Origin of the sequence: Nocardia camponoti (assembly GCF_014646135.1) — a bacterium.
In the GTDB taxonomy this organism is placed as follows: domain Bacteria; phylum Actinomycetota; class Actinomycetes; order Mycobacteriales; family Mycobacteriaceae; genus Nocardia; species Nocardia camponoti.
Window position 1 is genome coordinate 79,570 of sequence record NZ_BMMW01000001.1, and the last position, 23,772, is coordinate 103,341.

The 23,772-nt window shown below is 64.9% G+C and carries 24 protein-coding genes; 12 read left to right on the top strand and 12 right to left on the bottom strand.

Annotation, left to right across the window (positions count from 1 at the left end; all coding sequences use genetic code 11):
- Positions 1 to 21: 21 nt before the first annotated feature.
- Positions 22 to 411: a DUF4822 domain-containing protein gene (locus IEX78_RS00395; RefSeq protein WP_188826700.1), complete on the bottom strand. Its 390-nt coding sequence runs from the start codon at positions 409 to 411 to the stop codon at positions 22 to 24.
- Here IEX78_RS00395 and IEX78_RS00400 point away from each other — a divergent pair.
- Positions 410 to 655 carry a hypothetical protein gene (locus IEX78_RS00400; RefSeq protein ID WP_188826701.1) on the top strand — a complete coding sequence of 82 codons (246 nt, stop codon included), beginning with the start codon at positions 410 to 412 and terminating at the stop codon, positions 653 to 655. The genes IEX78_RS00395 and IEX78_RS00400 overlap by 2 nt on opposite strands.
- A 48-nt stretch (positions 656 to 703) precedes the next feature.
- On the opposite strand, the gene IEX78_RS00405 is transcribed toward IEX78_RS00400, so the two are convergent.
- The 8 genes from IEX78_RS00405 to IEX78_RS00440 all read right to left on the bottom strand — a co-directional run bounded on the left by IEX78_RS00405 (position 704) and on the right by IEX78_RS00440 (position 8,791).
- A complete protein-coding gene (locus IEX78_RS00405; RefSeq protein ID WP_188826702.1) occupies positions 704 to 1,471 on the bottom strand; it encodes an enoyl-CoA hydratase in 768 nt (255 codons plus the stop codon).
- 300 nt (positions 1,472 to 1,771) lie between these two features.
- On the bottom strand, positions 1,772 to 2,956 hold the full coding sequence (locus IEX78_RS00410; RefSeq protein ID WP_188826703.1) for a peptide synthetase: 1,185 nt from the start codon (positions 2,954 to 2,956) through the stop codon (positions 1,772 to 1,774).
- 147 nt (positions 2,957 to 3,103) lie between these two features.
- Complete coding sequence (locus tag IEX78_RS00415) at positions 3,104 to 4,144, bottom strand: NAD-dependent epimerase/dehydratase family protein (protein ID WP_188826704.1); 1,041 nt, start codon at positions 4,142 to 4,144, stop codon at positions 3,104 to 3,106.
- The gene (locus IEX78_RS00420; protein WP_188826705.1) at positions 4,141 to 5,784 is read right to left on the bottom strand and encodes a fatty acid CoA ligase family protein; all 1,644 of its coding nucleotides are present in this window, start codon (positions 5,782 to 5,784) and stop codon (positions 4,141 to 4,143) included. Before IEX78_RS00420 ends, IEX78_RS00415 begins: the two co-directional genes overlap by 4 nt.
- The gene (locus IEX78_RS00425; protein ID WP_188826706.1) at positions 5,781 to 6,671 is read right to left on the bottom strand and encodes a beta-ketoacyl-[acyl-carrier-protein] synthase family protein; all 891 of its coding nucleotides are present in this window, start codon (positions 6,669 to 6,671) and stop codon (positions 5,781 to 5,783) included. Before IEX78_RS00425 ends, IEX78_RS00420 begins: the two co-directional genes overlap by 4 nt.
- Positions 6,672 to 6,676: 5 nt before the next feature.
- The gene (locus tag IEX78_RS00430; protein ID WP_188826707.1) at positions 6,677 to 7,729 is read right to left on the bottom strand and encodes a 3-oxoacyl-ACP synthase III family protein; all 1,053 of its coding nucleotides are present in this window, start codon (positions 7,727 to 7,729) and stop codon (positions 6,677 to 6,679) included.
- 217 nt (positions 7,730 to 7,946) lie between these two features.
- On the bottom strand, positions 7,947 to 8,309 hold the full coding sequence (locus IEX78_RS00435; protein ID WP_188826708.1) for a DUF7882 family protein: 363 nt from the start codon (positions 8,307 to 8,309) through the stop codon (positions 7,947 to 7,949).
- Positions 8,310 to 8,434: 125 nt separating this feature from the next.
- Positions 8,435 to 8,791: a hypothetical protein gene (locus IEX78_RS00440; protein ID WP_188826709.1), complete on the bottom strand. Its 357-nt coding sequence runs from the start codon at positions 8,789 to 8,791 to the stop codon at positions 8,435 to 8,437.
- A 198-nt stretch (positions 8,792 to 8,989) separates the two neighbouring features.
- Between IEX78_RS00440 and IEX78_RS00445 the strand changes: the two genes are divergently transcribed.
- Together IEX78_RS00445 and IEX78_RS00450 are read left to right on the top strand one after the other, a co-directional pair.
- The gene (locus IEX78_RS00445) at positions 8,990 to 11,383 is read left to right on the top strand and encodes an ATP-binding cassette domain-containing protein (protein ID WP_229683608.1); all 2,394 of its coding nucleotides are present in this window, start codon (positions 8,990 to 8,992) and stop codon (positions 11,381 to 11,383) included.
- Positions 11,384 to 11,406: 23 nt separating this feature from the next.
- On the top strand, positions 11,407 to 12,117 hold the full coding sequence (locus IEX78_RS00450) for a hypothetical protein (RefSeq protein ID WP_188826710.1): 711 nt from the start codon (positions 11,407 to 11,409) through the stop codon (positions 12,115 to 12,117).
- Between the two features lie 22 nt (positions 12,118 to 12,139).
- Here IEX78_RS00450 and IEX78_RS00455 read toward each other — a convergent pair whose 3' ends face one another.
- Entirely contained in the window at positions 12,140 to 13,072 is a 933-nt protein-coding gene (locus IEX78_RS00455; RefSeq protein ID WP_188826711.1) for a LysR family transcriptional regulator, read from the bottom strand.
- A 71-nt stretch (positions 13,073 to 13,143) separates the two neighbouring features.
- On the opposite strand from IEX78_RS00455, the gene dapA reads away from it, so the two are divergent.
- Entirely contained in the window at positions 13,144 to 14,013 is an 870-nt protein-coding gene (gene dapA / locus IEX78_RS00460; protein WP_188826712.1) for a 4-hydroxy-tetrahydrodipicolinate synthase, read from the top strand.
- Between the two features lie 69 nt (positions 14,014 to 14,082).
- Positions 14,083 to 15,615: a DHA2 family efflux MFS transporter permease subunit gene (locus IEX78_RS00465; protein WP_188826713.1), complete on the top strand. Its 1,533-nt coding sequence runs from the start codon at positions 14,083 to 14,085 to the stop codon at positions 15,613 to 15,615.
- A 57-nt stretch (positions 15,616 to 15,672) separates the two neighbouring features.
- Here the strand turns inward: IEX78_RS00465 and IEX78_RS00470 are convergent, their stop codons facing one another.
- Positions 15,673 to 16,104, bottom strand: a complete 432-nt coding sequence (locus IEX78_RS00470) for a type II toxin-antitoxin system Rv0910 family toxin (RefSeq protein ID WP_188826714.1) — start codon at positions 16,102 to 16,104, stop codon at positions 15,673 to 15,675.
- Positions 16,105 to 16,324: 220 nt separating this feature from the next.
- On the opposite strand from IEX78_RS00470, the gene IEX78_RS24030 reads away from it, so the two are divergent.
- The 7 genes from IEX78_RS24030 (at position 16,325) to IEX78_RS00500 (ending at position 20,890) form a co-directional block, all read left to right on the top strand.
- Positions 16,325 to 17,281 carry a hypothetical protein gene (locus IEX78_RS24030; protein WP_229683610.1) on the top strand — a complete coding sequence of 319 codons (957 nt, stop codon included), beginning with the start codon at positions 16,325 to 16,327 and terminating at the stop codon, positions 17,279 to 17,281.
- A complete protein-coding gene (locus IEX78_RS24035; RefSeq protein ID WP_229683611.1) occupies positions 17,278 to 17,817 on the top strand; it encodes a hypothetical protein in 540 nt (179 codons plus the stop codon). Before IEX78_RS24030 ends, IEX78_RS24035 begins: the two co-directional genes overlap by 4 nt.
- Positions 17,814 to 18,224, top strand: a complete 411-nt coding sequence (locus tag IEX78_RS00480; RefSeq protein WP_188826715.1) for a roadblock/LC7 domain-containing protein — start codon at positions 17,814 to 17,816, stop codon at positions 18,222 to 18,224. Before IEX78_RS24035 ends, IEX78_RS00480 begins: the two co-directional genes overlap by 4 nt.
- Positions 18,224 to 18,568, top strand: a complete 345-nt coding sequence (locus IEX78_RS00485) for a DUF742 domain-containing protein (RefSeq protein ID WP_188826716.1) — start codon at positions 18,224 to 18,226, stop codon at positions 18,566 to 18,568. Before IEX78_RS00480 ends, IEX78_RS00485 begins: the two co-directional genes overlap by 1 nt.
- Positions 18,543 to 19,145, top strand: coding sequence for a GTP-binding protein (locus tag IEX78_RS00490; protein WP_188826717.1), 603 nt, complete (start codon positions 18,543 to 18,545; stop codon positions 19,143 to 19,145). Before IEX78_RS00485 ends, IEX78_RS00490 begins: the two co-directional genes overlap by 26 nt.
- 29 nt (positions 19,146 to 19,174) lie before the next feature.
- Positions 19,175 to 20,353 (top strand): cytochrome P450, encoded by a 1,179-nt coding sequence (locus tag IEX78_RS00495; protein WP_188828140.1) that lies wholly within the window; start codon positions 19,175 to 19,177, stop codon positions 20,351 to 20,353.
- Positions 20,354 to 20,506: 153 nt separating this feature from the next.
- Positions 20,507 to 20,890 (top strand): hypothetical protein, encoded by a 384-nt coding sequence (locus IEX78_RS00500; protein WP_188826718.1) that lies wholly within the window; start codon positions 20,507 to 20,509, stop codon positions 20,888 to 20,890.
- Between the two features lie 54 nt (positions 20,891 to 20,944).
- Here the strand turns inward: IEX78_RS00500 and IEX78_RS00505 are convergent, their stop codons facing one another.
- On the bottom strand, positions 20,945 to 23,599 hold the full coding sequence (locus tag IEX78_RS00505; RefSeq protein WP_188826719.1) for an ATP-dependent Clp protease ATP-binding subunit: 2,655 nt from the start codon (positions 23,597 to 23,599) through the stop codon (positions 20,945 to 20,947).
- Positions 23,600 to 23,772 lie beyond the last annotated feature (173 nt).

A 23,772-nucleotide genomic window follows, 5' to 3' on the forward strand; every position in this document is an offset into this window, starting at 1 on the left:
GCGGCGAAACTTTCGAGCCTGTTAGTTGTTGGGTTCGGGGTGCGTTGTTGGCGTGTGAATAATGTCGAAGTACACCGCTTTGTCGTCGGCCTTCGGGAAAACGCGGTAGGTGAATTTTTGGTCGGTCAGCGTCACAATATCGACCGTACGGGTGAACTGGTCTTGTCCCGCATCATTTTTCGCGGTGATGGTGCGCGTTTTGCCGTCGGGTGACACCGTCCAGTTGCCGTGCATTTTCGGGCTGTCGTCGGGGTTGTAGATGGTGAACGTGCCGTCGGATTTGTAGTACGCCCAACCGACGTAGGCCTTGACGTTCGAGTCGTCGAGCGACACCGTCTTGCCTGCGGCGTCGGTCGCGCCGGTGGTCTCCCACGGGGTCGACGCGAGGATGGCGGCCGGGGTGCCCTGCATGACCGGCGACGTGGTGACCGGCGGAATCGCCGATGTCGATGTCGCCGAGGCTGAGCCCGACGTTGTGGTGCCCTCGGCTGAGGTCGTCGCGCTGGCGCTCACGCTCGCGCTTGTTGTCGAACTCGCGCTCGCGTCCGAACTGTCGTCATTGCTGCTGCACGCGCCGATAAGGCCCGCCGCGGCAATGGCGATGAATACGGGCGCAATCGGCTTGGTGAACTTTCGCTGCTCCGTCATGGGCTGAGTTTAAGTGCGCAAACGCGTTAAACCCGGCAACCTGGTCGGGGCGAATTCAGCTAAATCGAGGTTTGCGATGTTGCAGCATCGCCGACATTCCCTCGGCGAAGTCCGCGCCGATGAGCAGTTCGCTTTGTCCGACGCTTTCGCGTTCGAGCGCGTTATCGAGTTCACCTAGCGTGGCGTCATTAATGGCTCTTTTGGTCAATTCGAGCGCGCGTCGGGGGCGAGCGACGATGCGGCTGGCTGCGGCGTCGACGGCGGCGCTTAGCTCCGCGTCGGGAACGCAGGCGGTCACGAGGCCGGTCGCTTGGGCCTCAGTGGCCGTGATGCGCTTGCCGAGCAGCGACATTTCCATCGCCCGCGTGCGACCGACCGATGCAGCGGCAACGGCCGTTGAGCCGCCGTCCGGCATAAGGCCGATGCCGGTGAAGGGCAGCAGGAAGTAGGCGCTTTCGGCCGCGTAGATGAGGTCGGCGATGAGCGCGAGCGAGGCACCGACGCCTGCGGCGACGCCGTTGACCTGGGCGATCACCGGCAGTGGCGAGTCGATAATCGCGCGAATGCCGCGTGCCGCGGTGGACATGACCAACTGCGGCGGAATTGCGGTGTCTGCCGTTGACATCGCGGCGAGGTCGGCACCGGTGCAAAACGCGGGGCCCGCGCCGGTGATGACGATCGCGCGCAGCGACGGGTCGGTGGGCGCGCCGATGATCGCGTCGGTGAGCGCGTTCATCGCGGTGTGGTCGAGGGCGTTGAGCCGGTCCGGGCGGTTGATACACAGCCGCAGCACGCCGTCGCGGCGCTCGATGTCGAGACTCATTGCTGCCTCCGGGTCCTGGTCCGCGAGAACCGCCATTAACTTAGTGGGTTCACTGTAAGGGGGAGTGGGAGCGCGGCGGGGCCAAATAGAGCTACCGAGTTCGCGGGGTTGCACGCGCGGAGGTCGAAGGGAGGGGCGGGTGGCGTGTATCCGTGCGTGCGTGCGTCTGAAGGCGCTTGGTCGGCAAAGCGCAGGTCATGTGGGGCGCGTTGGCAGTGCGTGGGGCGGCGGAGTTGGGCGTTTGGGTCTCGACGAAGCGCCGGTCACGTGCGGCGCTGGGGCTGCGGTGAGCGCGGCGGTTTAGGTGGTGAAGGCGGCGGTGAGGGTGGTGGTGATGCGGTCGATGAGGGCTTCCAGGCGCTCTTCGATGCCGTCGCCGTTACGGGCCGAGACGGTGAGTTCGGTGCGGCCGTCGAATTCCGTGATGCCGAACAGCAGCGGCATCGCCACGCTGTGCTGCGGCAGGACGTACAGGCCTGTTGGGGTGAAGCCGGGGACCGCGAGTTCGGCGCTGGTGAAGCGGCCCATGTGCGACACGGTGGCCGACGCCAAGTTGCGGCCCATGCGTGAGCCAAGCCAGTTGGTGGTGTGGAGGACGCCGCGATTGATCGCGTCGGGGACCAACGTGACGCGGGTGTTGGCGAGCTGGTTGAGTTCGCGACGTTCGGTGAGGCCGGTTTTCAGCTGGTCGGTGACCGCGCGCCAGTCTTCGCCGGGCGTGATGTCGAGGAAGAGGGGAAGCGCGAGGTTGGCGGTGGAGCGCAGCGCTGGGTCATGGCGGCGCAGGTCGGTCGGCATCATGATGCGCGACGGGCCGCGCGTTTCTGCCGCGAGGAGTGCGCAGATCCGGGCGAGCGCGCCCGGGCCGGCGGTGGGAATTGTGCGGTGGCGCAACAGGTGTCGCGCTTCGCCCCGACGTTGCCTGCCTTTGCCGACGGCGCTGCGGTAGCGCGGGACAAGGGGCGTTGGCTTGCCCGGCGCGCCGATGCGGGTGACTAGCTCGTGGTCGGCGATCGGATCGGGGAAAGGTTGGGGTTCGTCGCCGCGTAGGGCAGCCAGGACGTTGCGAGCCCAGTCGATCATGCCAACCCCGTCCATGACGCCGTGGAAGACGCGGAAAACAAGTGTGGGGTTCTCGCCCGTGAGCAGGACAACTTCGCAGGTGCGCTCGGGGGTCGGGCCGATCGGACTGCTGAGTACCGGATCGGATTCCAATGCGGGAGTGTGGAATTGGTGACCAGCGATCACGCGAACGGCGGGAGCGACACCGCTGTCGACCCAGAGCTTCCCGTCGCGGACAAGTCGCGCGCCGGGGGTGGCTTCGGCCGCGACCTTCACCGCGCGGTCAAGTTCGGCAGGTTCGATCGTGCCCGTGCCGGGGATCACGAGTTGCATGAGGAAGGGCGGTGCGAGGTCGCGCATCGGGAAGTACATGCGCTCGGTGGTGGAGATGGGGCGTGTGAACGTCTTTGTGGTACGGGGCATTTGAGAGTTCCTAGCGGTGCAAGGCTTGATCGTGCGAGACGGTCACCCGATGATGTGGACTGCGGTGCGGTGCCGACGGTCGCGATCCTCGGGGAGTCGTTCGGCCTTCGTTTGCGTGCGATGCGCGGCAGTTGGCGGCCCGTTTCACTACAAGTTCCGGGTCAATTTCTCGATCCCACCCTGCTCGGCAATCCACGCGAGCAAACCTGCCAGCCCGGTTGCACGGTCGATGACAGGTACGTAGCCGAGGTCGGTGAGCGCGGCGGTGGTGTCGTAGGTGGCCGTGCGCGTCATCAACGCCACCACGTAGCGCGACAACGGCGGCGACCACCGTTCGGCGATAAACGGTGCGCGCCAGACAGTTTCGACGGCCGCGACGATCGCCGCCAGGACCCGCGGGTTCGGCTGACGAGACGGCGGCGCGTACCCGAGCATTCCGGCGACGTCGCCGAGAAAGCCCCACACGTCGGTCTTCTCGGCGTCGGCAATGAAGTACGCGCGACCCCCCACATCAGGCGCGGTGAGGGCAAGTCGGCAGGCGACGACAACATTGTCGACGTGACACAGCGACGCCTCAACCGTGCGTCCATACGACAGATCGGGCAAGCTCCCGGCAGCAGTGCGGCCAAGCAGACGGACAATGGGCCCCGACCGGTCGCCCGCACCCCAAATCGCTCGAGGCCGCAGCGCGGTAGTCGCGAATTCTGTTGTGTTAGCGGCTAATACGGCCCGTTCCGCCGCCGCTTTCGTCTCGGAGTAAAAGTTCAAATATCGTGTCGGGTAGGGCAGCGACTCATCGACGTCGCACTGGTCGCCACCGTCGCGATCCATGAGCGCGCTTGGGCTGGAAATGAAGACGAACCGCCGTGCCCCATTTGCCCGCGCTCCCTCGAGCAAATGCTCAGTGGCCGTGAGGTTCTCAGCGATGAACCGCTGACGCCGCCCGCGCTCATCCACTCGCGCGGCGCTGTGAATCACCGCGTCGACGCCGCTTGTCGCGGCAACGAGAGACGCTGGATCGGTGAGGTCGCCGTAAACGACCCGCACCTGCTCGACCGCATCGCCGAGGTCAGCGAGATTGCTCGTCGGCCGCACGAGAATGGTGACGTCATGCTCGCCGCGCGCGACAAGGTCACGCACGAGCGCCCCGCCGAGAAACCCCGACGCCCCGGTGACGAGAACCCTCACGCCCCCAACTCCTTTCGCGCCCACACGGCCAACTGCTCGCGGCCGATCTTCGCGTTGTGGCGGATGTCGACCGGGAATCCCGGATGAACCAGGAACTCCTCGATCGGTGCCGTCAGGTCGAATTCCCGTGCGCGCGTTCGCAATTCGGCCAATACGGAGGCTGCCGTGGCGTCCGGCTCCAGTTCCACACACAGCACCGGGCGCAATCCAACCCCAACCAGCGCCGTCCGCGCAACACCGGTAACCACGTTGCACACCTGCTCGACCTGTACCGTGAACATGTCCCCTTGAGCAGTGCGCACCCGCTGACTCTTGCGCCCGCAGAACCAGATTCGACCTTGCTCGTCGATCCAGCCGAGGTCGCCGGTGCGATGCCACACCCGGTCGCCATCAACGACCTTGCCGAGCGCGTTCGCCGAATCCGGCCAGTAATAGTGCGTGCTCACGTTCGGGCCAGCGACAACTATCTCGCCGACTTGCCTTGTGCCACTGACGGTCTCAGCCGACGACCACGTCGGCACCGGCGCGTCGGTGATCGCGAGCAACCGCACTTCGATTCGGTCGGCGGGTCGGCCAATGCACGTCCCGTCACCGGATCGCGCCCGCTCGACCAGCCCACCGAGCAACTCGCGCGACTCAATCGTCGACATCGGCAACGCCTCGGTCGACCCGTATCCCGCGTAAATCTCGACATCCGGGCGCAATTGCTCACGCAACCCGGCGATGCACCAGTCCGGCACCGGTGCGCCACCGGAGAAAATGCTGGTCAGCGAGTCAAGCGAAGCTGGGTTGGTCCGCAAATGCGCGAGCAGCGGGATCAGCAACGCGGGCGACGCGAACATCGTCGTGACCCCGAATCGGGTGATCGCGTCAACTACGTGGGCGGGATCGGTCGATCCCACCTTCGACGGAATCAGCGGCGGCAAAACGCACCGCGACCCCAACAGCAAATCAAGCACGCCAACCAGCGGCAGCGTGATCAGCGACGTCTCCGGCGCAACACCACCCCGCGCGGAATGCACCTGCTCCACCATCGCGGCCAAGTTCCCGTGCGTGAGCTCAACAGCCTTCGCCGGGCCGGTACTGCCGGTCGTGAACGCGATAATCAGCACGTCATCGGGGTTGGCCGGCAACCGGTCGGGCGCGGGCCGCGACGGCGTCCGCCCCACCTCAGCCAGCCGCGCACCACGCCAAAACCACCGTCGCCCGACCGTGAGCGTCGTCCGCACACCACGGAAACTGCGCGCGAAAATCACCCGCGCTGCGTGCGCGGCGGGGATCCCGATGAACGCCTCGGCCTCAACGGCACGCAAACAATGCACCATGCGACGGATACCCATGCCGGGGTCGATGACCACTGGCACGGCACCAATCTTCAACAGCGCGAACAGAATCGCGTACAACTCCGCGCTTGGCAGCACGAGCACGATCGTGCGCGTGCCGCTCCCCACGCCGGACGCGCTCAAGTGCTCGGCAATCGCATCCGACCACGCGTCGAGCTCGCCGTAGGTCAGACACTGGTATTCCGGCAGGTCAGTGGCCGGGGTGCCGTCGGGGGAGAAGACGGCGGGCCGGTCGGGATGCGCGGCCGCGAAAGCGCGGAAGGAGTCGACGGTCTGCCAGTACGTCCCCGTTGTCACGCGGTCGGCTCGGGTAGGCGGTACAGGCTCGCGGCCGCCGACGGGCCAGCGCCCGCGGCGACGAACAGCACGTGGGTGAACCCGTCGAGGGTGCCGTCGACGAGCGCGCGGTCGTAGGCGAGCGGCAGCGCGGCCGTGTGCGGGTCACCCGCGCCGAGATCAGGCAAGCGAACATCGCCAAGGTTGAGCGACTTGGCAACGCGCGCAGGGAATTCCGCCGACGGCGTCGACGCGATCACCGCCACCCGCGCGTCTGGCTCAGCGTCGGCCAATGCCAGTCGGCCCACCTCAACCGCGACGTCGAGGATGCGGTCCTCGTAGTCGGCGTCGCGCTCAACGGTCATCATCGAGCGGCCGGTTGTGCCCATTTTCGCGGTGTCAACGTACGCGGATTCGGCAGGCGACCCAGGCGCGGTCGCGAAGTGCACCGGGCCGAAACCGATTGCGTCGTCGGATGATTCAAGCAACAGCGCCGCGCCCGACGTCGCGAACGGGAACGCCGCATCGGCGGCCGAACGCGTCAACGACGGGTGCGTGTCGCCCGCGACAATCAGCACGTGCTCGGTGCCGGTCGCGACGATCGCCGACGCGACCTGCACGGCGTTCAGCACGCCCGTCGCACCATTCATCAGGTCGAAACCGAAAGTGTGGGAATCGTTTTTGACGTAATCGAGCCCGATCCCCGCTTCCTTCTGGATGAGCGCGGCGACGGCAGGTTCGACCGTATTGCTATCTCGGAAGATGCCCGTGTTGATGAAGACGCCAACCTGGTCGGGGCGAATCCCGGCGCGCGCCACCGCTTCTCGCGCGGCGCGACCACTGTGCTCAACAACGCTGTGCGAATCGCCACCAACGCTGGCACCGGTGGAACGAATGCGAATTCCCATGTGACTCAGACCTTTAGCGACGAGATGGTGGTGGAAAGGTAGCCCGCGACGACACCGGAAGCAGCGGGGACCATCAGCACTTTCGCGCCCGCTTCGATGCGGTCTTGTGACAGCTGATCGTGCAGCACGATGAAATGCGAAGTGGTTGACGTGTTTCCGTACTTCTCGATCACGTTGAGGTCCGGCGGCATCGGCGCACCAAATTCCCGCTCGGCAACCGCGTTGATGAACGGCACTGCGGCGGCACCGAATTGGTGATGAATGAGGTAATCGAAACGCTCATCGGCGAAGGAGGAACCACGGTCGGCGAGGAACGCGCCTTGCGCGTCCGGCCACAGCAGGAACCGTGCTTCGTTGTGCATCTTGCGGTTGTCGGTGTAGAGCGCGACCCCCGACGACTTGTCGCTCGGCATGCCAAGGCAAAGACCGGAATGCTCACTGGCCGTGAACAATTCGACGTAATGAATCATGTCGGCGCTGTCGACCGCCTGGTCGAGCACCACCGCGCAACCGGAATCGCCAACCGAAAGCGACGCGAATTGCAGGTCGTACTTCGCCGAAATCTCGTTGACCGCGGTGTCGGCGATGGGCGTGATGGCCTCGCCGGAGACCACCATGCCGGTGCGAACGATGCCAGCGCGAATCATCCGGTCAAGCAGATAGGTGCCGGTGAGCATGCCAGCGCACGCGTTGGACACATCGAAGGTGATCGCGCGCGTCGCGCCAAGCTCTTTGGCGATCGTCGACGCGAACGCGGGCTCCATGTACATCTTGGTGACGTCGTTGCTGCGGGTGATCGAACAGGAAATGATCACGTCGAGCTCGGCGGGGGCGTAGCGCGAGCGGGAAAGGCAGTCGCGTGCGGCGTTGATGGCCAGGGTGAACGAGTCTTCTTCGTGGCCGGGTCGTGTATCGCGCACTCGCCGTTCGCGGACGCCGGTGATCTTCTCCAGATCGAAGGCAGGCGGCGCTTGTAAGCGCGAAATCAATTCTTCGGTCGAAACGGAATTCGACGGAAGATACGCGCCGATGGACTCGAAACGTGAGTGTTGCGACACCGGGTGCTCCTGGAAAGCTCGAACGAGGCGCCGTTGGCGAGCGGTGACTGGCCCGTGGCGTGTCCGCACAGTACCGGACCCGCAGTGAGGAATCACAAGGTGAAAGCACGCAGGGTGAGCCAACTCACGACGCCACCTTCAATGGTACGCGGACGCCGCTCAGCGCTTTGTTTTCCGAGCTGAAAACCGGTGCGGAAGCTTGTTACGCGGACGCTTGCTACTCCGACGGCGCGGGTGCTTCTTCCTCGATCTGCGGGAAGCGCAGCGGCAGATCGCGCACCTCGCCGAGGAACACCCCGAACGGGCCCTGCGCCATTTCGAGCATGGTGTCGTAGTAGTCCTGGTCGAAGTCGATCTGACCGGGCTCGTCGTAGAAGAATTTGAGCGGAATGCTGGGATGAAACCAGTAGAAGTTGCGCAGCGAGCCACCCGCGCCGTCGCTGCCGATGAGGCCCACCTGAAAGCCAAGATCAGCTTGGAACCGCACTTCGGTGACCAACTGCAAATGCGTAAGGAATTTCGCATCGCCGCCGTCGATGGTGAGTTTGACTACCTCGTCGTTGTAAACGAATCCCGACATTGGCGAACCTACTTTCGTAGTCGTCGCAACCAGAGTGTGTACCGAGCAAGTAGCCAAATCTTAGCTGGCCGGACCGCGGAGGCGAAGGGCCAGCGCGTGTCCGGCGGGAGCGGATAACAGTGCGGCTACACGGCGGGAACGCCCGGGTTGCGACTCGGACGCGGTGCCCTGCCGTGCTCGGCGGGAATCGCGTACGGGCCGCTGTCGCGAATACCGAATTCGATGCGGCACGGGAAAATCGACGGCAACCCGGTGGCGCGAAGATCGAAATTCACGGCCAGAGTTTCGCTTGCCCATTCGTCGAGCGAATGCGGAAGGCGAACGGTTGTGCCGTCGACGCAGCAGACGTAGGCGTAACGCTCGTCGCCTTCGGGTGCGCCATCGGTAAGCGGATGATGTAAACACACAGCGTCAATATCGAGAACCCGACCGGTCGTTTCCGGTGGCGTGACGCTCGGCAAATCCAACTCGAAGTCGTCCATGCGGCAAACCGTAGCGCAGCAATCATTCAGGGAACGGAAATTCGCGCGTCCTTCACGAACTTCGCAATCGGGCGAAGTTCATGTTGTGTACTGCTTGCCGGTGAGCGGCCCTAACAGTGAGCGTTTCCTTGTGGTGTCTAGAAGTTTGCTCACCTGCGATGGCACACTGGTCAAAAGCCTCGTGGAAGGACGTATTCCGTGACCGAAACGGAGGCTAGGCCGCTCGACATCCCCGCCGACGACGGGCTCGTTCGGGTCGAAGGCGCGCGCGTCCATAACTTGCGTGACGTTGACGTCGCTGTTCCGCGCAACGGGCTTGTCGCGTTCACTGGGGTTTCCGGTTCGGGGAAGTCATCGCTTGCCTTCGGCACCATCTTCGCTGAATCGCAGCGCCGGTATCTTGAATCGGTCGCCCCGTATGCCAGAAGGTTGCTGCCGCATACCGATTTGCCGGAAGTCGACCACATCAGCGGCTTGCCGCCCGCTGTCGCGCTCGGTCAGCGTCGTGGAGTGCCTTCGTCGCGTTCCTCGGTTGGCACAATTACGTCAATTTCGAATTCGCTGCGTTTGCTATTCGCGCGTGCGGGCGACAATCCGCCCGACCAGGTGCCGCTTCGCCATTCCGACGATTTCTCGCCCAACACCGTGCGTGGCGCGTGCCCGGACTGCCAGGGACTTGGCCAGCGGCATTACGCGACTGAACAGTCGATGGTGCCCGATCCGAGTTTGAGCATTCGAGACGGGGCGATCGCGTCATGGCCGGGGGCGTGGCATGGCAAGAATCAGCGCGACATTCTCGTCACGCTCGGCTACGACATCGACACCCCGTGGAAAGATCTGCCGCTTGAGCAGCGGGAATGGATTCTGTTCACTGAAGACCAGCCGGTGGTCACCGTGCATCCCGAGCGGGCGGCGCATCAGGTGCAGCGCACGTATCAGGGCACGTTCAGCAGTGCGGAGCGCATCGCGCTCAAGGCTTACGCCGACGCCAGCGGGCCAGCTCGGCGCGAACGGGCGGGGCGGTGGTTGGTCACCGAGGACTGTCCGACATGCGAAGGGCATCGGCTGCGGCCGGACGCGCTCGCGGTGCGTTTCGCCGGGTTGGGCATCGCGGATATGGCGACGATGCCGATGAGTGAGCTCTCAGAGACCTTGCGGCCGTTCACAATTGGCGACTCCGCTGTCGCGTTGCTCACCAAGGATGTGGTTGGGCGGATCGACGTGGTCGATGAGCTGGGGCTTGGGTATCTGTCGCTGCATCGAGAGTCGCCGTCGCTGTCGAGTGGGGAATTGCAGCGGTTGCGGCTGGCTAGCCAGTTGCGGTCCGGGTTGTTCGGGGTGGTTTATGTGCTTGATGAGCCGTCGGCGGGGTTGCATCCTGCCGACACGGTGTCGCTCACGTCGGTGTTGAGCAGGCTCACACAGTCGGGCAACAGTGTGTTTCTGGTCGAGCACGATCTTGATGTGGTGCGCAGGGCCGACTGGGTGGTCGACGTTGGGCCGCACGCGGGGACGGCGGGCGGGCGGGTGCTGTATAGCGGTGCGGTGGATGGTCTTGCCGCCGTTGATGATTCGGTCACCGCGCGCTACCTTTTCGACACTCCGCCCGTTCCCTCGCTCGGTCCGCGCAGTCCGTCCGGCCAGCTCAAGTTGCGTGGGCTCGCCGAACACAACCTGCATGACGTGAATGTCGATGTGCCGCTGGGGGTTACGACGGCGATAACCGGAGTTTCCGGGTCGGGCAAGTCCACGCTGTTGCAGGCGATTAGTGCTGAGGCGGAACGGGATTCGTCGATTAGTCGGGTTGTCACGGTGAACCAGGCGCCGATCGGCCGTACGCCGCGCTCGAATCTGGCGACATACACGGGGATGTTCGACGTGGTCCGAAAGCTGTTCGCGGGCACCGACATTGCGCGCGAACGTGGTTACGACGTTGGCAGATTCTCGTTCAACGTGGCGGGCGGGCGGTGTCCGACGTGTCAGGGCGACGGGCAGGTCATGGTCGAACTGGTTTTCCTGCCGAGTACGTATTCGCCATGCCCCACCTGCCACGGGGCGCGCTACAACCCGGAGACGCTGGAGGTGACGTACCTCGGCAAGACCATCGCCGACGTGCTGGCGATGACAGTGGACGAGGCTAGCGCTTTCCTCGCCGACACCCCCGCCGCCGTCCGCCCGCTACAGACCTTGCAGGACGTCGGCCTTGGCTATTTGCGTCTGGGCCAGCCCGCGACGGAACTGTCCGGCGGCGAGGCCCAACGCATCAAGCTGGCCGCCGAACTGAGCCGCGCCCGCCGAGGAAAGACCCTGTACCTGCTGGACGAACCAACAACGGGCCTCCACCCAGCCGACGCGGACGTCCTGTTACGCCAGTTGCAGCACTTGGTTGAAGCGGGCGGAACGGTCGTGATGGCCGAACACGACATGCGCATAGTGTCGGCGGCCGACCACGTGATCGACATGGGCCCAGGCGGGGGAGCGGCAGGCGGTCGCGTAGTAGCGGAGGGAACACCGCGCGAAGTAGCGGACAACCCGGCGGCGGGAAAAACAGCAAAGTTCCTCGCGGCAGCTTTAGCGGACCAAATCCCTTGATGAGCCGCGAGCATAATCGCGTCATGCGGTGGCGCGACCAGGACATCATCGACAGTGGGTTTGAGTGGGTTGCAGGCGGGATGCGTGCTGAGTTTCCCGCTCAGGTGAGCAGTTTCGTTCCGCTGGGCTTCGCTGCCTATGCCCGACTGTTGCACCCATTGTCGTGCACGGATTCCGCAGGCGACGAAGTGTGGCTTCGGTGGGCGGATGCCGCGCGGGCGCTCGGAGCTGATGTGCACCGTCAGATGCAACTCGTTGCCATCCTTTCGCGGCCATCGGGACAAGATCTGCGGACTAGTCCGCCCGAGCGGCGAGTTCCAGCAGGATCGTGGGAGAGCCAGATACCTGAGCTCGCTTCCATCCTGGGACGCCACACGAGCACGCCCGACGACTGCTACTTCGCGTTCTGGGAGGGCAACAGCGCTTTCGACGACATCGCCCCCGAAACGCCGAAGTTGACCATCCAGGGGATGCGATTTTTCGTCGTGAAGGGCCCTGTTGTTAACGCTAGCAGCCCTTTCCACGGACTTTCACCGACGCTGTGGTGGCCACAAGATCGCGCATGGCTCGTCGCGACCCCAGACGACTTCCCATGCACTTACGTTGGCGGCGACGCGAAGTGCATTGCCGACATTTCGCGATCCCGTATTTTCGAAGCCCTGCCAGCGTTGCCGTCGGACCCGGTGTCCGCGCAAAGCGACACCCGAAATTGGATTGTTGACCGGCCAGGATGAGCGAAGTCTGGTGCCATTCAACCTAATTCGGGATCGCTGCCGCGGACAGGTGTAGGGACGCCGTTGTTGCGGCCAGGACGGGGTGGGACTCGCTGCCGTCTCGGTACGCCAAGCGGGTGTAGCGGCGGGTTGGTAGTGGCGTCAATGTCACCGTTGCGGGTGGGGTCGACACGGCAAGGGACGGGACGATTGCCACGCCCGCGCCTGCCGCTACCAGGGCGAGTACCGTGGCGAAGTCGTCGGTGTGGTGGCGGATGCGCGGGACGAAACCCGCTGCCGCGCAAGCACGTAGCGTCGCGGTGTGGCAGAGCGTTCCTGGTGTCGCCGCGATCCACGGGGTATTGCGCAGGGCGGCAACGGGATTCGTCGTCGCAAACTCCGCAGCCGCCCGATCGTCGCCAAATGCCAGCGACATCCTCGCCCCGCCCGTCGTCGCCAAATACACCGTCTCCGTATGCAACGGTTCCGTGCGGATCGCCGGGTCGTCCACTGTCGGGATCAGGTCGTAATCGTGGGTCAATGCCACGTCGACCGCGCCCGCGCGCACCGCCTCAACCACGTCAGCCGGGTCGATTTCCAGCACCCGCACCTCAATCCCCGGATGCTCCGCGCACAATCGCGCCAATGCGGGCGCGACCAACGTCGGCAATGCCGTCTGGAAAGCGCCGATGCGAACCACGCCAAGTAGCTCCGTGCGCGCCCGTGCAAGCTCGGCTTCGGCACGCTCTAACGCGACAAGCACCGCCTCGGTGTGGTCAACCAAAAGGCGACCGGCAGCGGTCAACTCCACCCGTCGACCCGTCCGCGACAACAGCGCGACCCCGGCTTCGCGCTCCAACGCCGACAGTTGCTGCGAGACCGCTGACGGGGTGTACGTGAGCGCGTCGGCCACCGCCGCGATCGTCCCGCGATGGGCCAGTTCGCGCAGCAACCGCAGCTTTCGCACATCGAGCATCAGTTCAGCTTACGTTCAGCATCATCAACGTGAACTAGACCTAACGCATCAACGAGGCCAAGCTCCAAGACATGACCACGTTGCGCGGCCTCTATGTCCCACTGATCACCCCCTTCACCGAAACGGGCGCGCTCGACACCGCGTCCCTCGAAGCCCACGCACGCCGCATGCTCGACAGCGGCGCGGCAGGTCTCGTCGCCCTCGGCACCACCGGCGAACCGGCAACGCTCACCGCTGCCGAACGCGCCGAAGTCCGCACGATCTGCGCTGAAATCTGCGCCGAACGCCATGCGCAGCTGATCGTCGGCGCGGGCGGCAACGCGACCGCGCAGTCCATCAGCGACATCGCCGCGCTCAGCCCGTCGGTCAGCGCGGTGCTCGCGGTGGTCCCGTATTACACCCGACCAAGCGAAGAAGGCGTCATCGCCCACTTCGAAAACCTCGCCACCGCAAGCGAATTCCCGCTAATCGTCTACCACGTCCCGCATCGCACCGGCCTGACGCTGAGCGGAACCACCCTGCGCACCATCGCCGAAATTCCCAACGTCGTCGGGTTCAAGCACGCGGTGGGCGGCATCGACAACGCGACGGTCGAACTGATGGCGGCGCAAACGTCAGCCCAGGTCCTCTCCGGCGACGACCGCTTCATCGCGCCCCTGCTCGCGCTCGGCGCGCAAGGCGCTATCGCCGCTGTCGCCAACCTCGCGCCCGCCACCTACGCGACGATGATCAACGCGTGGCTCACCGGCGACTTCGCCACCGGTCGCGCCCTGCATCACCAACTCGACCCGCTGGCAAAGGCCGCCTTCGCCGAACCCAACCCGACGGTCATCAAAGCGGTCCTCGCCGCGCGCAACGAGATCGCGACACCGCATGTCCGGCTTCCGCTGCTGCCCGCATCGGCGGAAGCAGCCCGGACCGCCCGGTTAGCCATCAAGTAACTACCTCTAGATCGTCACGAACGGTGAACACCTCTGGTCTTTCGCAACCGAAAGTGCTTGGCTTAACCGGTGACTAATCCTCCGGATAGTGGGACAGCTGTGTCCGATCCAAGTACCGACAAACTCGACGCCGCCGTCTTCAAGGTCGCTGGCGTTGTCGTGCTCGGCGCGGTGATGTCGATCCTCGACATCACCGTCGTCACCGTCGCGATCCCGACCTTTATGGAGGTTTTCCACTCCTCGGTCGAAGTCGTCGCCTGGACGATGACCGGCTACACGCTCGCGCTGGCGTCGGTGATCCCGCTGACCGGCTGGGCCGCCGACCGTTTCGGCACCAAACGCCTCTACATCATGGCGCTCGTGCTGTTCGTGCTCGGCTCGGCGCTCTGTTCGACCGCATGGAACATCGAGTCGCTCATCGCCTTCCGCGTAATCCAGGGGCTCGGCGGTGGCATGCTCATGCCGCTCGGCATGACGATCATGACCCACGCGGCAGGCCCGCAGCGCATCGGTCGCGTGATGGCCGTGCTCGGCGTCCCGATGCTGCTCGGTCCGATCTGCGGGCCAATCCTCGGCGGCTGGCTCATCGACGCGTTCAGCTGGCACTGGATCTTCCTTATCAACGTGCCGCTCGGCATTCTCGCCGTCGCGCTCGCCTGGATCGTTTTCCCCTCCGACAAGCCGAAACCGTCGGAATCCTTCGATTTCCTCGGCATGCTGCTCGCTTCGCCCGGCCTCGCCCTTTTCCTCTTCGGTGTCTCGTCCATCCCCGAAATGGGCACGGTGAAGTCGGCGCGCGTGCTCGTGCCCGCCGCGATCGGCATCATCTTGCTCACCGCGTTCGTCCTGCACGCGCTGCGGACCAAGCACCCGCTTATCGACCTGCACCTGTTCCGCAACCCGTCGCTGCGCTGGGCCGTGATCACGATGTCGCTGTTCGCGACCGCGTTCTTCGGCGCTGGCTTCCTGTTGCCCAACTACCTGCAGCAAGTGCGTGGCGAGACCGCGCTCGAAGCAGGTCTGTTGATGGCCCCGCAGGGTATTGGCGCGATGCTGACGATGCCAGTCGCGGGCTTCCTCGTCGACAAGATCGGCCCCGGCAAGATCGTGCTGTTTGGCGTCAGCTTCATCACCCTTGGTCTCGCCGGGTTCACGGTGCTGGAAGCCGACACGTCGTACTGGTGGATCGCGGGCGCGCTGTTCGTGATGGGCCTCGGCATGGGATGCACGATGATGCCGGTGATGACCGCCGCGATCCAAACCCTCACGCACGGCCAGGTGGCGCGTGGTTCCACGCTGATGAACATCATCAACCAGACGGCAGCGTCGATCGGCACCGCGACGATGTCGGTTGTGTTGGCCCACCAGCTCAAGGAGCACCCGGAAACCGAGGTTGGTATCGCGTCGAACTTCAATCCTGAAGTGGCACAGAAGGTTCCGCCGTCCGTGATCAGTCAGGGTCTCGACTACGCCGCCGAAGCATTCAGCCACACCTATTGGGTAGCACTGGCATTGGCGGCACTCACGCTCATTCCGGCGCTCTTCCTGCCACGCAGCAAGCCGAAGGCGCCGGTCGACGCGGCGGTGTCGGTCCACGCCTAAGCAACACAAAAGGCCCCGGGTGCGAATGTCCTTCGCGCCCGGGCCTTTTCGATATCCCTATCCGTACAGCTTGACGAAGTTCTCCAACGACCGCTCGATATCCCCACGCAACGTCTTCGCGACAGCCGACCCGATCGGCCCGAACAGCGGAGCGCCGCCCAGATCCATGTCAACGGTCACCTTCGAACCGGTGCCGCTGGGTTCAACCAGCATGCTGAGCCCGAACTTCGTGCCGCCGATGCCAGCGCCGGTGAGCGTCAACTTGCGCGGCGGTTCCGCCGTGCGGACCGTCCAGGTGACCTTGTTGCGGAAGCCCTTCACCCGCGCGATGCCAACCAAAACCGTGCCCGGGGTAAGCCCGTCGGGCAGCGTGCCGCGCCACGCCTCATGAATGGTGAGCCACTCGCCCAGCTGAGGCAGATCGGACGCGTGCGCCCACGCCACGTCAGGAGCGACGGGGACATTGACGGAGAGCTTGAGTTTCGCCACGGTCGCGATCGTAACGCCATCGGGGAATCCACCATCACATGAGCTACGGAAAATAGCGCGGCAGTATAATTCGGCCTCAGTTGGCCGTGGCTCAAACAGGCCGGAATTAGGTGGATTACCTGCCAGATCCACTTCGCTAGTTCGCAAGGTGCTGTTAATCTTGCCGGGTCACTGGGACCGAAGGTTCCAGCAGTCCGGCGAAACAACGACGAAAGATCCGATGAACGCAGGAATCGCGGTGCTGTTGCTCATCATCGGTGCGCCACTGCTTGTACTCGCCATGGGTGTCGCGGTTTTCGCGATGCGCAATGAGCGCCAACAGCGGATGCGCGCCGAGCTCGCGGTGCGCGAACGCGCCACCTACGAGCAGGTGGTCACCGCGTTGGCGCAGACCACGCTGCCCAACATCACCGAAGCGGTTCGCCAACACGAGGTTCCGTCGGTCCTCATCGACCTGCCCGGCGAGCTCGCCCAAACCGCGTTTGGTCAGTCGGTGCGGTGGATCGCGTCGACTTATGCTGAAGATTTGCGGGCCATCGCCGACGACACCCGCGCGACCGTCGAACGCTACGCCGAACAACGCAGACAAGCCGATGTCGCGGCGGCGGTGGAAAGCGTGCGCGCCGAATTGGCCGCCTCCACACAGCAGGCGCGCGCCGAAGTCGCCGCCACCGCCGAACAGGCACGCATCGACGCCGCGACCGCCGCCGAAGGAGCCCGCGCTGAACTGTCGGCCGCGTCTCGCGCTGCGACAAGCGCGGCGGTTCGCTCGTTCGGCACCTCGCTCGTCAGCCTGGGCACTGACCTCGGCCAGACACTCAGCTCGGCCCTGCGCGAGCACCGCGACGACGCCGTCTACGAAACGCTCAGTCGCCTCGACCACACCGTCCAGCAGATGATCCGCCAAGCCCAGTCGTATGTGATCGTCTCGGGCGGTCTGCCCGGTCGACGTTGGCCGCAGCAGTCGCTCACCGACGTGGTCGGCGGCGCGACGGGCCGCGTGCGCGACTTCGTGCGGGTCCGGTCAGCGCAATGCGACCGCGTCGTCATCAGCCGCGCGCGGTCGAACCGCTCGTGCACACCATCGCTACCCTGCTCGACAACGCGCTGCGCTACTCGCCGCCGTCGTCGTTCGTGGAAGTTGGTTTCCAAGAAGGCCATCACGGCGTCACGGTGATCGTCGACGACGCTGGCATGCGGATGAGTCCCGAACAACTCGACGACGCCCGCGCCATCCTCACCGGCGGCCGCGCGGTCGACATTCACGACCTCGGCCCAGCACCCAAGGTCGGTTTCCCCGGCATCGCGGCGCTGGCCAAGCGATACGGCTTCTCCGTCCACATCGACGGGCCCAACATCTACGGCGGCATGCGCGCGATGGTGTACGTGCCGTCGGCGCTGCTCGTCAGCGGTGCCGCGCCTCGCCTACCCGAACCCGAGCTCACCGCCCCAGCGCATCACCCCGTTCCCGTTCGGGTCGCCCCCGACGACAACGAAGGTGCCGAAGTACACGAGATCACCAGCGGTGGCCTGCCGAAACGGCGTCGCCGCGCCGTCGCGCCAGCAACCGCGCACGTCAGCACCGCCTCCGACGACCGTTCGCCAAGCGAAACCGCGTCTGGGCGGCCCGAACTCGCCGCTGCCTGGTACAGCGGCTCGCGTAGCGGACGAGCGGCCGCCGCGCAGGCAAGCACGGAAGGGAACAGTCGATGAGCACACCGGTGGCCGACAGCACCAACCGATTGGCGTGGTTACTGGAGGATCTCGCGCTCCCCGGCGTCCGATTCGCGGTGTTGTTATCCGAGGACGGCCTGCGGATCGCGCACTCCCACGACATCAGCAAAGACGACGCTGAACGCTTCGCGGCCGCCGCGTCGGGGCTGCGTTCGCTAGGCAAAGCCCTCGCCGAATTCTGCGGGGGACCGGCAAACGCGGTGCGGCAGAACATCACTGAGTATGACGAGGGCATGCTGATGATCACCGCCGCCGGTCAAGGCGCACTGCTCGGCGTCGCGACAACGATGGAGGTCGACGTCGCGCTCGTCGCGCATCGGATGAACGAACTCGCTGGCCGCGTCGGCCACGAACTCGGTGCCGCCCCACGCCGCGGTGGCAACTGATGAGCCGTCGCGATCCCGACCTCGTCCGGTCGTACGTGCGCGCGGGTGGCCGCACCCGCGCGTCGCGCGACCTTGACTTAGTCACCCTGGTGCGCGCGGTCGCCGAACCGCGCCCCGACCATCGACCCGACGAACGACGACTGCTGCTGCTTTCCAGCAAGCGCGGCGCGCTGTCGATCGCGGAGTTATCCGCTTACTTAGATCTGCCCGCGTCGGTGTGCAAGATCATCGTCGCTGATCTGCTTGACAGTGGTCATCTCCAGTGCCGCAACACCATTGAGGTGAAGCCGGAACTGGCGTTGATCAAGGAGGTTCTGCATGGGCTTCGCGCCATCGCCGGCTGATATCGACTACGTCCCCGAGTCGGTGACGCGATCGGTCAAAATTTTGGTCGCGGGCAATTTCGGGGTTGGCAAGACCACGTTCGTCTCTAGCGTTTCCGAGATCAAACCCCTGCGCACCGAGGAAACCATCACCGAGGCCAGCATCGGGGTTGATGATTTGGCCGGCCTCGGCACGAAATCGTCGACCACGGTCGCGATGGATTTTGGGCGGCTCACGCTCAATCCGGAACTGGCCCTTTACCTTTTCGGCACTCCGGGCCAGCAGCGGTTCGCGCCGCTGTGGAGCGAACTAGCGCGGGGTGCGCTCGGCGCGCTCGTTCTCGTCGATACCCGGCGCATCGAAGCCGCCGATGAAATCCTGTCCGCGCTGGAAGAGCGCGGCGTTGGTTATGCGGTGGCGGTCAACGAGTTTGAAGGATTTCGCCGCTACCCGCTCGACGAAGTCCGGGAAGCACTCGACCTCGCGCCGGGCACGCCGGTGATCGCCGTCGACGCGCGCCGCCGCGAACATGGCCTGCGTGCGCTGATCACGTTGGCGGAGTTTCTGTTTCGTCGTCAGGAAGCGGTTCTTCGGTGAGTACGCACGTCCTCGGTGATCGCGTTTCGATGTATTCGGCCGAGTTCGCCGCCGACCCGCAGTCGGCCTACCGCGACATGCGCAAACGCTTCGGTTCCGTTGTGCCGGTTGAACTTTCGCCTGGCATCAACGCGACATTGGTGATCGGTTACGCGACCGCGGTGCGGATTCTCAACGATCCCGAGCACTTTCCCGCCGACCCGCGCGAATGGGAACGCAACATCCCCGCCGACTGCCCCGTCCTGCCGATGTTGCAATTCCGGCCTGCCGCGCTGCGGACAACCGGGGCCGAACACACGCGGTATCGGCAGGCGAATGTCGCTGGCATCGCGGGCGTTGATCTATATGCGATGCACGGCATCGTCGAGCAATACGCCATCGGGCTCATCAACACCTTCTGCGCGACCGGCTCGGCAGATCTGTTGAGCCAGTACGCTTTTCCGCTCGTCTTCCAGACGCTCAACCGCATGCTCGGTTGCACGCCCGAGATCGGCGCGCAGGTCGCCCAGGGCATGGCGCAAATCTTTGAAGGCAACGACGCCGAAGCGGGCAACAACCTGCTCGCGAGCGCGCTGCACGCCCTGGTGATGCTGCGTCAAGCCGAGCCCGGCGACGACGTCGCGACCCGCCTGCTACATCACCCGGCCGCGCTGTCGGATGAGGAGATGGTGCATCAACTGCTCGTGCTCTACGGCGCGGGCATCGAACCGATGCTCAACCTCGTCGTCAACACGCTGCGACTGATGCTCACCGACGACCGCTTCGCCGGAAATCTGTTGGGCGGCAGCCTTTCTACCCGCGACGCGCTCGACGAAGTGCTCTTCACCGACCCGCCCTTGGCGAATTTCTGCATGACGTATCCGATTCGACCCATGCTCATCGACGGCATGTGGTTGCCCGCTAACGAACCTGTCGTCATCAGCATGTCGGCGTGCAACAACGACCCGGCGATCGCTGGGCGCGACATGCTCGACAACCGTGCGCACCTGGCGTGGAGCGCGGGCCCGCATGGGTGTCCCGCGCGTTCGGTCGCGTATCTGATCGTCCAAGACGCGATCGACCAGCTGCTCGACGCGTTGCCGGAACTGCGCCTCGCCGTGCCTGCCGAGGAATTGGTGTGGCGGCCCGGCCCGTTCCATCGCTCGCTTGCCGCGTTGCCGGTGGAATTCCCGCGCACCCCGCCCTTGCCGGTGCCGGAGAGTTTCTAGTAGCGCGATTCCCGCGCGCTGAGCGGCGGGTCCGTGCCGATCCCGGGACACTCGGCCGATTTCGAGTGCGTCCCGTGCTCGGCGTGTGACGATGGGGACCCATTCGCCGACCTCGCGCGTTCGGTCGGCCCGTGCTGCTCGAGGACGTGAGAGATGAGTTATTCCAGATTCGCGCTAGCCGTTGCCGCCGGTTGCGCCACGGTCGCGGCGTTCGCACCGCCCGCATCGGCAGGCGTTTCGCAGTTGACCGTGCAGGCCAACATCAGCGTCGGCTCGTCGACGAACTACGGCGTCGGCTGCTTCCACCAACTGCTCGCCCGGTTGAGCGTCGGCATCGACCCGGTCGCGTTCTACGACAACGGAACGCTGCTCGCGGTGGTCGCCCCGACCGACGGCATCGCGCGCCTGGGGTGGGTGCCCAGCTACGAGGGCTCCCACACCATGACCGCCGTGCAAGACGGCGTCGCCGCTAGCCAAACCGTGCAGGTGGGTCGCGGATTCCTATTCGGTTACTCCTGCGTGGTCACCGGCGGCTAAGCCGCGCGAAGGCCCGGCCGCTCACCAGCGACCGGGCCTTGAGTTCACGCGAAACTACTTGTCGGCCAGCTTCTTTCCGCTGCCCGGCTTCTTCGTCGCCTTCTTGGTTGTGTCGGTCTTCTTCGCCGACGCCCCATTCGACTCCGCCTTCTCTGAGGTGGCGGGTTCGGCGATCGTGTCGGTGATCTTGGTCGTGCCGTTGTCGGCGGTGAAGACCAGATCGTCGTCATGCACGTCGACCTTGACCGTCTCGCCCGGCGTCAACGCGCCATCGAGCAACATCCGCGACAGGCGGTTGTCGAGCTCCTTCTGCACGGTCCTGCGCAGCGGGCGCGCACCCCACTCGGGCTGGAAACCGCGCTCGCCGATCCAGTCGATGGCCGCCTTCGAGATGTCCATCTCGATGTCCTGGCCGCCCAACATGCGCTTAGTGCGGTCGAGGATGAGCGTGACGATCTGCTCAAGCTGTTCCTTGTCGAGGCGATGGAACACGATCTGCTCATCGATACGGTTAAGGAATTCGGGCCGGAAGTGCGCACGCAGCCGCTCTTCGAGCTGCGGGATGATGCCGTCGAGGTCGCCGGGAGGGGCCGCGAGGATGATGTCGGAGCCGATGTTCGACGTCATGATCACGATGGTGTTCTTGAAGTCGACCGTGCGGCCCTTCGAATCGGTGACGCGACCGTCATCGAGCAGCTGCAACAAGACGTTGAACACGTCCGGGTGCGCCTTTTCGACCTCGTCAAACAAGATCACCGAGTACGGCTGACGGCGTACCTTGTCGGTGAGCTGCGCGGCGTCGTCGTAGCCGACGTATCCGGGAGGCGCACCAACGAGACGCGACACGGTGTGCTTCTCCTGGAACTCGCTCATGTCGAAGCGAATGAGTCGGTCCTCGTCACCAAAGACGGCTTCCGCCAACGCTTTTGCGAGCTCGGTCTTACCAACACCGGTGGGCCCGAGGAACAGGAACGACCCGATCGGCCGGTTGGGATCCTTGAGCCCGGCGCGAGCACGCCGAACCGCTTCCGCCACCGCGATAATCGCCTCGTTTTGCCCGACGACCCGCTTGTGCAGCACCTCTTCAAGCTTGAGCAGGCGCTTCTTTTCCTCAGCGGTCAGGTCGGCGACGGGGATGCCGGTCTGGCGCGAAACGACCTCGGCGATGTCGACAACCTCGACCTCGGGTTCGCTGCGCGCGAGGCCCGACTCTTCGAATTCCTTTTCCGCCTTAGCGATTTCGGCCTTGAGCGCCTTGGCCTTTTCGAAATCGTCACGGTCGACGGCGGCGTCCTTTTCGCGATGCAGCGCGGCAAGGGCTTCTTCCTTGGCCTTGACGTCCGGCGACGGCGTGCCCGAGCGCAGCCGCACCCGCGCGCCCGCCTGGTCGACCAGGTCGATGGCCTTGTCGGGCATAAACCGGTCGGTGATGTAGCGATCCGACAGCTGCGCGGCCGCGACCAGCGAGTCGTCGGAGTAGCGCACCTGGTGATGCTCCTCGTATACGTCGACCAGGCCGCGCAGGATTTCGATGGTGTCGAGCACCGACGGCTCGTCGACCATCACCGGCTGGAAACGACGCTCAAGCGCGGCGTCCTTTTCGATGTACTTGCGGTATTCGTCGATGGTCGTCGCACCAACGGTGTGCAGTTCGCCGCGCGCGAGTGCGGGCTTGAGCAGCTGACCGGCGTCCATCGAACCCTCACCGCCACCGCCAGCGCCGACGATGGTGTGCAGCTCGTCGATGAAGAGCACGATCTCGTCCTTGTGCGCCTTGACCTCGTCAAGGATCTTGGTGACGCGCTCTTCGAACTCACCGCGGTACTTGCTGCCCGCGACGAGCGAACCGACGTCGAGGGCGATCACGCGACGGTCAGTGAGCGTGGACGGCACGTCGCCGTTGACGATGCGCTGCGCGAGCCCTTCGACAATCGCGGTCTTACCGACGCCGGGGTCGCCGATGAGGACCGGGTTGTTCTTGCGGCGACGCGACAGAATTTCGATGGTCTGCTCGATTTCGGGCGCGCGCCCAACAACCGGGTCGACGAGCCCTTCGCGCGCTTCGGCGGTGAGGTCGCGACCGTATTCGTCGAGCGTGGGCGTTTCGGACTTGCCGCCGCCCTTGGTCTTCTGGCCACGCGACTGCTGCGGCGCGCCGCCACCCTGCGGTGCCGACGGCGCGCTGGCGCCGCCCCCCGCGCGCGAGCTCTGCTGCCGTCGGTCGATGCCGGAAACGAGGGTCTGCGCGGCGACGCTGTCGGGCAGCGAGGCGATGCCGAGCAAAATGTGTTCCGGGCCGATGTAGCTGCTTCCTTGCTGGGCGGCCTGACGCTGGGCCGCGCGTAGCGCCAATTTCGTTGCCGGACTGAGCGTGATGTCGGCCAAATCCTCATCGCTGGGGTGACCGGTGTCGAGGTAATCCTGCATCTGCTCGGCGACCATCTCCGGGTCGAGGCCGAGCTCTTCCAAGATGCTCTGGCCCGGCTCGCTCTCGGCGGCGGCGTAGAGCAAATGCTCGGGCGTGATTTCCGGATTACCCCATTCTTGGGCGGCTTGGCGCGCGTCGGCGACGAGTTCCTTGGCGCTCTCGGTCATCAGCCTGCCGAGGTCGATCCGTTGTACCGGTGGTTTCGCGGACATTCCCGAGCCAAAAAAGCGGTTGAAGATGTCGTCGAAGGAATCCATCGAACCTGGCCAGCTGGCTGTCATTGTTGTCCACACCTCTCGCTCGTCGTCGCCGCGACGAGGCGGCAACCGTGGGATCCGGTCGGTACTGCTTAGCAATCTTTCGGCATACCTGGCCTCGAAGCAAGGAGTTGGAGAGTTTCACATTCGCAACGGACAGCCCTGGGCCAACAAAACAAAGTTCCGCGAAACGGCGA